The sequence below is a fragment of the Maribacter arcticus genome (assembly GCF_900167935.1).
Taxonomy (GTDB): Bacteria; Bacteroidota; Bacteroidia; order Flavobacteriales; family Flavobacteriaceae; genus Maribacter; species Maribacter arcticus.
On record NZ_FUYL01000001.1, the window covers coordinates 380,987 to 394,204 of the forward strand.

At 33.8% G+C, this 13,218-nt stretch carries 12 protein-coding genes; 8 read left to right on the forward strand and 4 right to left on the reverse strand.

Going from position 1 to position 13,218, the window contains the following annotated elements; all coding sequences use genetic code 11:
• Positions 1–21: 21 nt before the first annotated feature.
• Positions 22–534 carry an adenine phosphoribosyltransferase gene (locus B5X55_RS01710; RefSeq protein ID WP_079510745.1) on the forward strand — a complete coding sequence of 171 codons (513 nt, stop codon included), beginning with the start codon at positions 22–24 and terminating at the stop codon, positions 532–534.
• On the opposite strand, the gene B5X55_RS01715 is transcribed toward B5X55_RS01710, so the two are convergent.
• The 3 genes from B5X55_RS01715 to B5X55_RS01725 all read right to left on the reverse strand — a co-directional run bounded on the left by B5X55_RS01715 (position 531) and on the right by B5X55_RS01725 (position 3,051).
• Positions 531–683, reverse strand: coding sequence for an SsrA-binding protein (locus B5X55_RS01715; protein ID WP_079510747.1), 153 nt, complete (start codon positions 681–683; stop codon positions 531–533). The two genes, B5X55_RS01710 and B5X55_RS01715, sit on opposite strands and share 4 nt — an antisense overlap.
• A 523-nt stretch (positions 684–1,206) precedes the next feature.
• Positions 1,207–2,499, reverse strand: coding sequence for a M56 family metallopeptidase (locus B5X55_RS01720; RefSeq protein WP_159447512.1), 1,293 nt, complete (start codon positions 2,497–2,499; stop codon positions 1,207–1,209).
• A gap of 192 nt (positions 2,500–2,691) precedes the next feature.
• Positions 2,692–3,051: a BlaI/MecI/CopY family transcriptional regulator gene (locus tag B5X55_RS01725; RefSeq protein WP_079510751.1), complete on the reverse strand. Its 360-nt coding sequence runs from the start codon at positions 3,049–3,051 to the stop codon at positions 2,692–2,694.
• 146 nt (positions 3,052–3,197) lie between these two features.
• On the opposite strand from B5X55_RS01725, the gene B5X55_RS01730 reads away from it, so the two are divergent.
• Entirely contained in the window at positions 3,198–4,136 is a 939-nt protein-coding gene (locus B5X55_RS01730) for a calcium/sodium antiporter (protein WP_079510753.1), read from the forward strand.
• A gap of 19 nt (positions 4,137–4,155) precedes the next feature.
• Positions 4,156–5,751: a carboxypeptidase-like regulatory domain-containing protein gene (locus B5X55_RS01735; RefSeq protein WP_079510755.1), complete on the forward strand. Its 1,596-nt coding sequence runs from the start codon at positions 4,156–4,158 to the stop codon at positions 5,749–5,751.
• 55 nt (positions 5,752–5,806) lie between these two features.
• On the opposite strand, the gene B5X55_RS01740 is transcribed toward B5X55_RS01735, so the two are convergent.
• A complete protein-coding gene (locus B5X55_RS01740; protein ID WP_079510757.1) occupies positions 5,807–6,823 on the reverse strand; it encodes a glutamine synthetase beta-grasp domain-containing protein in 1,017 nt (338 codons plus the stop codon).
• A 191-nt stretch (positions 6,824–7,014) separates the two neighbouring features.
• On the opposite strand from B5X55_RS01740, the gene B5X55_RS01745 reads away from it, so the two are divergent.
• From B5X55_RS01745 to prfA, 5 genes are all read left to right on the forward strand, one after another.
• Positions 7,015–9,201: a glutamine synthetase III family protein gene (locus B5X55_RS01745; protein ID WP_079511085.1), complete on the forward strand. Its 2,187-nt coding sequence runs from the start codon at positions 7,015–7,017 to the stop codon at positions 9,199–9,201.
• Positions 9,202–9,295: 94 nt separating this feature from the next.
• On the forward strand, positions 9,296–10,474 hold the full coding sequence (locus B5X55_RS01750; RefSeq protein ID WP_079510759.1) for an AIR synthase related protein: 1,179 nt from the start codon (positions 9,296–9,298) through the stop codon (positions 10,472–10,474).
• A 51-nt stretch (positions 10,475–10,525) separates the two neighbouring features.
• The gene (locus B5X55_RS01755) at positions 10,526–10,969 is read left to right on the forward strand and encodes a QcrA and Rieske domain-containing protein (RefSeq protein WP_079510761.1); all 444 of its coding nucleotides are present in this window, start codon (positions 10,526–10,528) and stop codon (positions 10,967–10,969) included.
• A gap of 74 nt (positions 10,970–11,043) precedes the next feature.
• A complete protein-coding gene (locus B5X55_RS01760; RefSeq protein ID WP_234999640.1) occupies positions 11,044–12,030 on the forward strand; it encodes an FAD:protein FMN transferase in 987 nt (328 codons plus the stop codon).
• A 111-nt stretch (positions 12,031–12,141) separates the two neighbouring features.
• Positions 12,142–13,218, forward strand: a complete 1,077-nt coding sequence (gene prfA, locus B5X55_RS01765) for a peptide chain release factor 1 (protein ID WP_079510765.1) — start codon at positions 12,142–12,144, stop codon at positions 13,216–13,218.

Below are 13,218 nucleotides of genomic sequence, written 5' to 3' on the forward strand. Positions count from 1 at the left end.
AAATTAAGAGCACTATATTAAATGGATTTAAGAAGCTTAATTAGAGATATACCTGATTTTCCTAAGGAAGGTGTGATTTTTAAGGATATAACTTTGTTGTTGCAAAACCCTGATGCATTAAAAGAAACTACTAATGAACTGTTTAAATTATTGAACGGGCAAAAAATAAATAAGGTTGTTGGTATGGAGAGTAGAGGCTTTCTTTTTGGACCTATGCTTGCAAGTAAGCTAAATGCAGGTTTTGTACCTATACGTAAACCAGGAAAATTACCATCCACTACGCTGAGTGAAACTTATGATCTAGAATATGGTACAGATACGCTTGAAATTCATATAGACGCTATCGAAAAGGGTGATAAGGTGCTTATACATGACGATGTACTGGCGACTGGTGGTACTGCAAATGCAGCATGTAAGTTGATAGAACGTTTAGGAGGTGAAATAGTTCAATGTAATTTTTTAATAGAACTTACTTTTCTTAATGGCTCTTCAAAAATGAATGACTACTCGGTACAATCTCTTTTAAAATATTAATCAAGTGCCTTAGTGGTTACGAAATAGCGCCAACCTATAAGCGCCATTTGTAATTTACTAGCTTTAGATAGGTCTAATCGTTGCTTACTATATGAAGGTAAAAGAGCTTTGTTAAGCTTAGCAAGTAGTTTGTAGATTACTTTTTTCAATGTTTTTATTTATTACAAAAGTACATAAATAAGAAAGCGATTGTTTAAATCGCAATATTTCCTTTATTTAAAAATACGTAATACCTAATGCAGAACAAGCGTAATTATAGTACTTAAAATTAATACGACTAAAAGTTTAATTAAAGCTATCATGATGTAAGGTTTTAGTGATTGAACGTTGAATGAATAATTGTTCATGGAAGATATATGGGCTTAGTCCTTAGAACAAATAAAACTTGTTAAATTAGTGTAATCAATTACATAACTGTAAGTTAATTAGTGATTTTTATTTCAATATAAAACTTGAGTTCTACGATTAAGTTTTATATTATAATTAAATATTGTTTATTAGTTGTATTATGTAATAAATGTAGGGGCTTATTTGAGTATTTTTTAAATTGTAAGGGGCTTTTCATTGATCAAATTGACTAAAAAGGCTATTTCATCATTAAAATCAAAAAATCCGATGTTATAGATACACCAGATTTAGATTAAAGTTAATCCCTAAGATATTTATATCGGATTATTTTTTTGTTATTATTTCAATTACTCCATGCTTAGCTTCTTTCCCATATTTTTCAATAGCCTTGTCACCTTTTATAACATTCATTGATTTAATAGTACTCTCATCTAAGTTATTTATGGCCTTGGCATCGCTTTTTTCTCCGTCAATATAAAATAAGGGTTCTTCATTACCATCTGTAGTGATAAACATAAATCCATTGCCTTCTGCTTCTACTATTTTAACGTCGTAGTCCTCAGCAGAAGAAGTAGTGATAGAAATTTGCTTATTGTTGTCAGATTTAGACTTTTTTATTTTGGTTACTTTATTACTGACATCTGAGTTTCTAAATGATATACTATTCTTGTCGATATCAATTAAAATATATGTGGGATCAATGGTGTCATTGTCTGAGGCAGAATTAAATCTGCTACTTACTTCTCCATGTTTCTTATTTCCGCCAGAAATTTCAATAGATATGTTTTTTATTTCTCCATCTTTATTTCTTACTGTAGTATATGAAAAATCAAATTTTTCCTTTGCTAAATCTGCCTTAATTTTCAACAATTGTGAATCTGAAGTATTTTTATCTATAAGTAGTTCTATGTTGTTTTGTGTAGAATCGGATTGAGATTTAATGTTATAGGAATAAACTTCCCTTACATTGAAACTTATCAGAAAGAAGGCTAACAATGGCAGAATGAATAAACTTTTTAATGCTTTTAATTTGTGTGATTTTTGTTGATTAATCATAACGATTCGTTTTTTGATTAATGAATTAAAAAATGGATTTACGATTGATAGATGATGATTACCGACTGCCCTAAGTAGTAGGATATATTGATATGCTTTTTTATTGGCTTTGATTTGTTGATTTTCTGTATCGGCAAGAAATTCTAAATTTTGTTTAACCGCTATTCGATACAACCATGCAATAGGATTAAACCATTGTAGTATTAAAAAAACTTCCATCAATATAATATCTAAAGAATGAAATTGTGCGGCGTGAACTTCTTCGTGAGCTACTATGGCTTCTAATTCTTTTTCTGAGTGTAATGAAGGATTGTAAACGATATTGTTGAAAAATGAGAAAGGTTGTATAGTGACCTTAGTTTTAATGTGAACTGTTGCCGTTAATTTTACACGCTCACCCGTATTAAGTACTCTCTTTAAATCTAGGCCTTGTCGAAATAATTTGATGAATAAAATGAAGACCCCAATCAGATATAGTGTTATTATAAATGAATAAGGATTTAAGGCATTAATGGTTGAGGGTTCAGAAAGTGCGGGTATAGCTGCGTTGGCAGCTGTCAAATCAAATATAGGGGCGTTAATAGTATTCGTTATATAAAATAATGGGAATAGTATCGAAAGTATAAGTCCACTAAGAAGAAATAATCTATTGAACTGAAATAATGTTTCTTTCCTTAATACTAGTTAATAACATATGAAAAATAGAAGTAGAACAGAACTAACTTTTAATATATAGTAGAATAGTGCTTCCATCTATTTGTTGTTTTCTATTAGCGAAATGATTTCCTTTAATTCTTCGACGGAAATTTTTTCCTCCTTGGCAAAAAATGATACTAAATTCTTATAAGAATTATCAAAATACCCTACCATATCTTCATTTACATAAGCCTTGTAATAACTCTCTTTACTCACTATCGGATGATATTGATGTGTTTTTCCATAGGCTGTAAAACCCACGAAGTTCTTTTCCTCTAAATTACGTACAATAGTAGATAGTGTATTGTAATGTGGTTTGTGCGCAGAAATTTCCTCCATTATTTCTTTGACAAAGGCTTTTTTTAGTCGCCAAAGAATTTTCATTATTTCCTCTTCTTTGTTAGTTAATTTTTCCATGGTGTGTTTTACATTGGCTAATGTAAACTATTTTTATAGTTTTAAAACTATAAAAATAGTTATTTAACTATAATTTTAGTTATCTATTATCTCGATTGATGAATACAAACAGATTTCTTCTATTTATATTTGTGTAAATTCATTTCATGCAGAACTTTCTTTTTATACTTGGGGGACTTTTTTTATTGATAGCCGGGGGGAATTGGCTTTTAAAAGCTGCTGTAGATTTATCGCTGAAATTAAAGATTCCGAAGATTGTAATAGGTATGACAGTCGTTTCTTTCGCTACCTCAGCACCAGAATTAATTGTTAGTATAAATGCCGCATTAGATGGTTTCCCAGATTTAGCTTTAGGTAATGTAGTAGGATCTAATATTGCCAATTTAGGATTGGTGCTAGCGATAACAATTTTATTAAGTCCTATTGATGTTAATAAAAACTTTTACACAACTAATTGGCCGGTGATGATGTTAGCCTCATTACTCTTTTTCTTCTTTATCTATTTTGACGGAGTTCTAGAGAAGTACGAAGGTATTACCATGGTAATTTTTCTTTTCTTATTCTTAGTGTATCTATTGCGTTTTCAAAAACCGGCTGTAATTGATGAAGATGACGAACCTGATGTTATGATGCCAACATATAAAACCGCACTTTTTTTAGGTTTAGGTGGGGGTGCTCTTTGGGGTGGTTCAGAATTATTGATTAGTGGTGCAGTTGGTATGGCTACTGTATTTGGTGTAAGTGAGCGTGTAATTGCAATAACAATTGTATCTATAGGTACTAGTATTCCTGAATTAGCGGCATCGGTAATAGCGGTGATAAAAAAGGAAAAGGCTATTTCATTAGGAAACTTAATAGGGTCTAATATCTTTAATCTGCTAGCGGTATTGGGTATTACCTCAATAATTACCCCGATACGAGTTATGGATCAGGGTTTATTGACCAACGATATTTTTTGGATGTTGGGTATTTCCTTTCTCATTCTGCCTTTGGTATTTATACCAAAAGGGCTGCGTTTGGGGTGGAGAGATGGCATAATTCTTGTAGGAATCTACTTAGCCTTTGTGTACGTTACAATTGGATAATAAATACTAAAAAGTATGTATGACCTACGTTGCATTTTTTTCTTTTTTTTTTGGGTTTATAGGTTTAATAGGTTATACACAAGAAACTGAATTTATTTCAGGTCAATTGATTGATTCCATAACTCTAGAACCTGTGGTATTTGCCACGGTGAGGATTAAGGATAAAGCATTGGGTGTAATTTCCAATGCTGATGGAAGCTTTAAAATTCCAGTCAGATTTAAAAGTAGCGGTGAGTACCTTGAAATATCCTCTATGGGCTATGAAACAAGAGTTGTTTCGTTGTCAAACTTTAAAAATGGCTTAATAGAGTTAATTAAAATGAAAGCTGCTTTGTTTGAATTAGATGAAGTTGTGGTTAGTGAAAAAAGAACTAGAAAAAAAGAACTCACAGCGAAGCAGATAATTTATAAGTCAATTAAAAACCTCTCAGTCAATTTACCTCAAAAACCATATTCTTATGTTGGCTATTATAGAGATTATCAACTTAAAAATGATAATTATACCAATCTTAATGAGGCAATATTCCAAATATATGACCAAGGGGTTAAAGGTTCCGATTTTGAAACTTCAAAAGTTAGAATTTTAGAATATCATAGTAACAATGATTTTCCCATTGATACTGTAGGACAAAGACCATATGATTATAAGAACAAAACAAAAACCATATCAAAAGCTTTTTTGGACAGTTACGGAGGTAATGAATATACCATTCTAAGAATACATAATCCAATTAGAAACTATCAAATCAATTCTTTTGATTTTGTAAATAAGTTAGAAAGTGACTTTGCTGATAATCATATTTTCTACAAAGAAGATGATGTTATCGTCGATGGGATTGTGCTATATCATATTTCATTTAAAGTTATGGATGATAATATTACCATGGATGATAAAATAGATGTAAAAGGCCATATGTATATCATGAAGGATGATTTTGCCATACAGGGTTTTGATTATGTCATATATGATAAGGTTGCGATTGGAAAAAATGAGGGTGAGAAAAAAATATTGTTGAAAACCAAAGTTGAATATATTCGGCAAAACGGTAAAATGTATCTTAGTTATCATTCAATGGATAACGCTTTTAAGATAGCTAAAGAACCAAAATTGAAGCTTGAGAATGTTATATTGAATCTACATAGGAATTGTTTTATACTGAAGTTCACTAATACTTTGGAAGAGAGTTCTGCACTTAGAAAATCCAATTACAATGCGAAGTTTAATGGTGAGAAGATAAAAATAAAAAGATTGGTGTTAATTGGTAATGAAGTACTGTTATATCCAGATTTGGAAAATGAAAATACGCTAGAAATGATTACGGAGATAAAATCTCTAGGAGAACAACAGAAAATCAATAACAAAAATTTAAAGTTGAACTTGAAAAAATTAAAAGATATTGATGGGAATATAATTAATGAGAATTGGTATGAAAACAGAAAACAATTCAGAGAGTTTTTTGTGCAAAAATTACAGCTAGAAATAATAAGTTTGCCCACTGATAGCCTTTATATGGATAAAAGAAAACCAATTTTTAATAAACTCCAGCCAATTAACGAAGGTGATAGTTTTAAGGACTACTGGATGAATACTCCTCTTCAAAATACTAAGCAATAAAAAACGCCTTGGAGTAATCCAAGGCGTTTTAGTATAATCAACAATTAATTTGGTATTAAATCTTAGCCGATTTAACGGTTTTAATAATTCTACCAGCAATTTTATAAGGATCACCATTAGAAGCAGGTCTTCTGTCTTCTAACCAACCTTTCCATCCTTTTTGAACGGTAATGATTGGGATTCTAATTGAAGCACCTCTATCAGAAATACCATAACTAAAATCTGTAATTGAAGCAGTTTCGTGAAGTCCGGTTAAACGTTGGTCGTTAAACTCACCGTAAACTGAGATGTGTTCTTTAACAACTGGTCTGAAAGCTTCACAAATTTTTTCATAAATTTCTCTAGAACCACAAGTTCTTAACGTAGTGTTAGAGAAGTTTGCGTGCATACCAGAACCGTTCCAATCCAATTCCTTACCTAATGGTTTTGGATGGTATTCAATATAGTATCCAAAAGATTCCGTAAGTCTGTCTAATAGGTAGCGTGCAACCCACATTTCGTCGCCAGCTAATTTAGCGCCTTTAGCGAACAATTGAAATTCCCATTGACCAGAAGCTACCTCTTGGTTAATCCCTTCAAAGTTAAGTCCGGCAGCGATACAAAGATCAGCGTGCTCTTCAACTAAATCTCTTCCGTGGGTATGTAACCCTCCAACAGAACAGTAGTACATACCTTGTGGAGCAGGATAACCACCAATAGGGAAACCTAAAGGTAATTGTGTTTTGGTATCCATGATAAAGTATTCTTGCTCGAAACCGAACCAAAAATCATTGTCTTCATCTTCTATAGTAGCTCTTCCGTTTGATACATGCGGAGTTCCGTCTGCATTTAAAACTTCAGTCATTACTAAAAATCCGTCCTTTCTTGCAGGATCTGGAAAAATAGCAACTGGCTTAAGCAAACAGTCAGAAGAACCACCTTCAGCTTGTCGTGTTGAACTTCCATCAAAAGACCACATTTCGCAATCTTCTAATTTACCACCAAAGTCATTAACCACTTTGGTCTTGCTTCTCATGTTTTGGGTTGGAAAATATCCATCTAACCAGATGTATTCTAATTTTGTTTTGCTCATAATATAATAGTTATATTTTTTTTGAATAAAAGACAAGCAAAAATATGTTTTTTATCATTTCATATGAATTTTTGAGGGGGTAAATCTTTAAAAATTAAATTAATTGTTATCTACCCCTGTTTTTTATCGGGTATTTTGTCATATTTATATTTATTGAACGTAATTTTGTTGAATTAATAATGTATTTGCATATGGTATCATCAAGATTCGCGGCAATTGCCCAAAGTCAGACAAGAAATAGTATCGCTATAGAGGAAAAAGGAAGGCGATCTGAGTTATTCGGAATTAATGTTTTTAATGAAAGTAAGATGTTACAATATCTTACTAAAGATGCATTAGAAAGTTTGAAAGGAGCTATGGTTTCAGGTTCTAAGATTGACCGTAAAATAGCAGATCAGGTTGCCGAAGCCATAAAAGGTTGGGCTATATCGATGGGTGCTACACACTATACGCATTGGTTTCAACCATTAACTGGTTCTACCGCTGAGAAGCATGATGCCTTTTTTGATTTATTGCCAGATGGTACTGCTTTAGAAAAATTTGGAGGAGGGCAGTTAGTTCAGCAAGAACCAGATGCCTCTAGTTTTCCTAGTGGTGGAATTCGAAATACATTTGAAGCCCGAGGTTATACCGCTTGGGATCCCTCATCACCCGCTTTTATTTATGGTACCACATTATGTATACCTACTATTTTTGTTTCGTATACGGGTGAGGCATTAGATAATAAAGCTCCGTTGTTAAGAGCGTTGAGTGCCGTTGATGATGCTGCTACAGCTGTTGCGAAATACTTTGATAAGAATGTTTCTAAAGTGAATGCCACCTTAGGTTGGGAGCAAGAATATTTCTTGATTGATAAGGCTCTCGCGCATTCTAGACCAGATATTATGATGACTGGTCGCACTTTGGTGGGTGAAACACCTGCAAAGGGTCAGCAGTTAGATGATCATTATTTCGGAGTAATACCAAGTCGTGTACTTAGTTTTATGAGCGATTTGGAAAAAGAATGTACCAAATTGGGCATACCAGTTAAAACAAGACATAATGAGGTAGCACCTAATCAATTTGAATTGGCGCCTGTTTTTGAAGAAGCAAACCTTGCTATTGACCACAACCTTTTACTTATGGATGTGATGGACAAGATTGCTGATAAACACCACTTTATGGTATTGTTTCATGAAAAACCATTTGCAGGAATAAATGGTTCTGGTAAACATAACAATTGGTCATTGGCAACCGATACGGGAGTTAATCTGTTGAGTCCGGGTTCTACGCCGATGAAAAATTTACAGTTCCTCACCTTCTTTATAAATACGATAAAAGCTGTTGATACCTATGAAGAACTTTTGCGCTCTTCAATAGCATCGGCGGGTAATGATTATCGATTGGGTGCAAATGAAGCGCCACCGGCCATTTTTTCAATTTTTGTCGGTACGCAATTAAGTAGTGTGCTAGATGAGCTTGAAGGAGTATCGAAAGGAAAATTATCACCAGAAGAGAAGACGGAATTAAAGTTAAATGTGGTCGGTAAAATTCCTGAGATTTTAATGGATAATACGGATCGTAATAGAACATCGCCTTTTGCTTTTACGGGTAATAAATTTGAAATGCGTGGCGTAGGGGCTAAAACAAACTGTGCCAAGCCAATGACCATTTTAAATACTATAGTTGCAAAACAGCTGAAAGATTTTAAAAAGGAAGTTGACGCATTGATAGATAAAAAAGCGTTGAAAAAAGATGAAGCGATTTTTAATGTACTTCGAGAATATATTAAAACATCAAAACGTATACGTTTCGATGGTGATGGGTATAGTGCAGAATGGGAGAGTGAGGCTAAGCGACGAAAATTAAGTAATAATAGGAATACACCTGAAGCTCTTAACGTATTAACTTCGAAAGAAAGTTTAGCACTTTTTCAATCTATGAAAGTGATGAGCGAAGTTGAGGTTCGTGCACGACAAGAAGTCGATTTAGAGAATTATATACTGCATACCCAAATAGAGGGTAGGGTTTATAATGAATTGGTCTATGGGTATATTATACCTGCAGCAATAGCCTATCAAAATATATTGATTAAAAATGTATCAGGTTTAAAGGAAATTTACGGTGCCGCTCATAAAAAATTCTCTGAAGGTCAATTGACCATGATAGAAGAAATAGCCGAACACATTGTCAGTATTAAAAAAATGGTTGATGCTATGACAGATGCACGAAAAAAGGCAAATGCTTTGAAGGATACTAAAAAGAAAGCGGAAGCATATTGTAATAATGTGAAACCATATTTTTCTGAAATAAGATTGCATAGCGATAAGCTTGAAAAATTAATGGATAATCAGTTATGGCCATTGACTAAATATCGAGAATTACTATTTATTAAGTAAGTACTTATTTCTAATTATAGAAAATAGCGGAATATTAATCGGTTGAGGGGTTACAGTTTTAATGATTCTCTTATTTTTGCCACAAATTAAAGTTATGTCCACATCGAGCAGCGAAAGATATCAGCAAAGAGGAGTTTCTGCCTCAAAAGAAGATGTTCACAATGCAATTAAGAATATCGATAAAGGTCTTTTTCCAAAGGCTTTTTGTAAAATAGTTCCCGATTATCTTACGGGAGATGAAGATTATTGTTTGGTAATGCATGCAGATGGTGCAGGTACAAAATCTTCTTTAGCCTATATGTATTGGAAAGAAACAGGTGATATCTCGGTTTGGAAAGGTATAGCGCAAGATGCGCTTATCATGAATATCGATGACTTAATTTGTGTAGGTGCGACAGATAATATTATGCTTTCCTCTACCATAGGGAGGAATAAGAATAAAATACCAGGTGAAGTGCTTTCGGCTATTATAAATGGTACAGAAGAATTAATCAACGATTTAGGTGAGTTCGGCATTACCATTCATTCTACTGGTGGAGAAACTGCTGATGTGGGTGATTTGGTAAGAACTATAATTGTTGATTCTACAGTAACGGCTAGATTGAAAAGGTCTGATGTTATTGATAATGCAAATATAAAAGCTGGTGATGTTATCGTTGGTTTGGCTTCTTTTGGTCAATCTAATTACGAGAAAGAGTATAATGGAGGCATGGGAAGTAACGGGCTAACATCTGCTCGCCATGATGTGTTTTCGAATTATTTAGCAGAGAAATTTCCTGAGAGTTTTGATGCAGAAGTCCCAAAAGATTTAGTGTATTCAGGAACTGTGAAGTTGACCGATAAGGTTGAAAATTCTCCTATAAATGCAGGTAAGTTGGTGCTTTCGCCAACAAGAACTTACGCACCAATCGTTAAAAAAATATTGTCAAAATATAATTCCGATGAAATTCATGGTATGATTCATTGTAGTGGAGGAGCCCAAACAAAAATTTTGCATTTCATTGATGAACTACACATTGTAAAAGATAATTTATTCGAGGTGCCGCCACTTTTTAAATTGATACAAGAGCAATCTGGTACTGATTGGAAAGAGATGTATAAGGTTTTTAATTGTGGTCATCGATTAGAGTTTTATCTAACTGAAGAAATTGCAGAAGATATTATTGAGATAGCTAAAAGTTTTGGTGTAGATGCTCAAATTGTTGGTAGGGTAGAAGCGTCAGATTCAAAAAAGCTAACAATTTCAAGTACCCACGGAACCTTTGTGTATTAGTACATACGAATAGTGTAAATATATCGTTCTTGATTATATACCTATTTTGCTATGGAAAGAAAAAAATTCTTACGAACTCTCGGTGCTGGTGCAGCTTTTGCAATAACTTTTCCTTGTTTAGGCAGCTGTTCAAAAGACAGTGAAATTGAAGGGGAGATAGTTACACCACCTGCAAATGTAGATTTTACCATTGACCTTAATTCTTCTGAAGCAGCAAAATTGGCCAATAATGGCGGATTCATTTTAAAAAATCTTGTTGTAGTCGTTAAGAATTTAGAAGGTGAATTTGTTGCTGCTACTCAAATTTGTAGCCATGAGCAATATGATCAAGTTCGTTTTGTAAATCAAGATGGTGGTATCTTTTACTGTAATGTACATGGTTCTAGATTTTCACAAAATGGCACACCTTTAAATGAGATTCCGAATAGTACTTCAAAAGCTTTAAAAATATATAACACCTCTCTTGAGGGTTCAATATTAAGGGTTTTCGAATAAATTTTCTACCTCAATTACAACAACCTAACTTATTATTCTTTATACCAATGTTTATCTCTAAATAGAGAAAGTAAGTGAAAAAGATTTATGTTTTATTTTTCTGCCTTATGACCTGCATTGCAGTGGGTCAAGGGGAAAAGTACGTTACGGTCAAAAAAACATTTGAGGTCATGGGTGGTGGTTTTGATATAACTGTCATTGCTGTCGATGAAGAACTGGGGTATATTTATATACAAGAAGCCTTGGCTGAGGTTCAAAGAATTGAAAAATTAATTTCTTCATGGGATGAGGCTTCTGAAACTAGTCTTATCAATAAAAATGCAGGAATTAAACCCGTACCTGTTAGTTGGGAGCTTTATAAACTTATAGAAAGATCTATTCAAATTTCTGAAATTACTAACGGAGCTTTTGATATTACTTATACAGCATTAGAAGACATTTGGAAGTTCGATGGTTCTATGAGTTCGTTGCCTAATAAACTTGAGGTTAAACAAGCTGTTGATAGAATTGGGTATAAGAATATTATATTGAATAGTAAAGATCAAACGGTTTATCTTAATAAAAAGGGTACGCGAATATCTTTTGGCGGTATAGGCAAGGGGTTTGCTGCAGATAAAGCAAAGGCTTTGCTAGTGTCAAAAGATGTGAAGGCTGGTATTATAAATTTAGATGGAGATATTACCACTTGGGGTACTAAGGCCACTGGTGATAAATGGCTAATCGGTATCGTAAATCCTGAACGACAAGGTGGTTTGTTTTCTTGGCTTCCAATATTAGAGTCTTCGGTAGCGACTTCTGGCGGCGATGCTAATTTTATGTTGGTGAACGATGAAAAGTTTACTCATGTATTAAACCCTAAGACGGGTTTTCCATCCACAGGTATTAATAGTGTAACTGTATTTGCCAAAAGTGCAGAGCTTTCAGATGCATTGGCTACATCAATCTTTGTTATGGGTTTAGATGCTGGTCTAGCATTGATAAATCAATTGGGAGACACTGAAGTAATCATAGTTGATACTAACAATAAAATGTATAAAAGTAATGGTATAATTCTTAATTAGAGAGATACCTTTAATTCTTGTCACCTTCAATAATTTTACACCTTACACTAATAATCCCTCTAGGGCGTCTGTAAATTTATCGTAAATTTGCGGTACAAGTGAAGTAAGCATATGATAGACAAGTTAAACATCGTAAAACAACGTTTTGATGAGGTTTCAGACCTTATAATTCAGCCAGATATAATTACTGATCAGGAACGTTATGTTAAACTCACAAAGGAGTATAAGGACCTGAAAAATTTAATGGATAAGCGTGCTGAATATTTAGAGCTTACCAATAATATAGCCGAAGCAGAGGAAATAATTGCTGATGGTAGTGATGCTGAGATGCTAGAGATGGCAAAAATGCAAATGGAAGAGGCTAAAGGAGGTCTGCCTAAATTAGAAGAGGATATTAAACTCATGTTGATTCCTAAAGATCCTGAAGATGCGAAGGATGTAGTAGTTGAAATTCGAGCAGGAACCGGCGGGGACGAAGCCAGTATTTTTGCTGGCGATCTCTTTAGAATGTATACGAAATATTGTGAATCTAAAGGATGGAAGACTAATGTTATTGACCTTAGCGAAGGTACAAGTGGAGGATATAAAGAAATACAGTTTGAAGTTTCAGGAACTGATGTTTACGGAACCTTGAAGTTTGAAGCAGGTGTTCATCGTGTACAACGTGTTCCTCAAACCGAGACACAAGGTAGAGTGCATACAAGCGCTGCTACGGTTATGGTTTTACCAGAAGCTGAGGAATTTGATGTTCAAATAGACCCTAAAGATGTTCGTATTGACTTTTTCTGTTCATCAGGGCCAGGTGGCCAATCGGTGAATACAACATATTCTGCAGTTCGACTAACCCACATACCTACCGGATTAGTGGCGCAATGTCAAGATCAGAAATCGCAACATAAGAATAAGGATAAGGCATTTAGAGTTTTACGATCTCGATTGTATGACATGGAGTTAGCTAAGAAGCAGGAGGCAGATGCAGCAAAGCGAAATTCTCAAGTTAGTAGTGGTGACCGTTCTGCGAAAATTAGAACATACAATTATCCACAAGGTCGAGTTACTGATCACCGTATTGGTCTTACGTTGTACGATTTGTCGAATATAATAGATGGAGATGTACAAAGAATAATTGATGAATTGAGTTTTGTTGAAAATACTGAGAAATTGAGGGAAGCCTCTGAGATTTTTTAA

Bases quoted from the DNA above. Each gene is read 5' to 3' on its own strand.
- B5X55_RS01730 (WP_079510753.1), top strand. From the start codon at position 3,198: ATGCAGAACTTTCTTTTTATACTTGGGGGACTTTTTTTATTGATAGCC.
- B5X55_RS01745 (WP_079511085.1), top strand. From the start codon at position 7,015: ATGGTATCATCAAGATTCGCGGCAATTGCCCAAAGTCAGACAAGAAAT.
- B5X55_RS01740 (WP_079510757.1), bottom strand. From the start codon at position 6,823: ATGAGCAAAACAAAATTAGAATACATCTGGTTAGATGGATATTTTCCA.
- prfA (WP_079510765.1), top strand. From the start codon at position 12,142: ATGATAGACAAGTTAAACATCGTAAAACAACGTTTTGATGAGGTTTCA.
- B5X55_RS01755 (WP_079510761.1), top strand. From the start codon at position 10,526: ATGGAAAGAAAAAAATTCTTACGAACTCTCGGTGCTGGTGCAGCTTTT.
- B5X55_RS01735 (WP_079510755.1), top strand. From the start codon at position 4,156: ATGACCTACGTTGCATTTTTTTCTTTTTTTTTTGGGTTTATAGGTTTA.
- B5X55_RS01750 (WP_079510759.1), top strand. From the start codon at position 9,296: ATGTCCACATCGAGCAGCGAAAGATATCAGCAAAGAGGAGTTTCTGCC.
- B5X55_RS01710 (WP_079510745.1), top strand. From the start codon at position 22: ATGGATTTAAGAAGCTTAATTAGAGATATACCTGATTTTCCTAAGGAA.
- B5X55_RS01725 (WP_079510751.1), bottom strand. From the start codon at position 3,051: ATGGAAAAATTAACTAACAAAGAAGAGGAAATAATGAAAATTCTTTGG.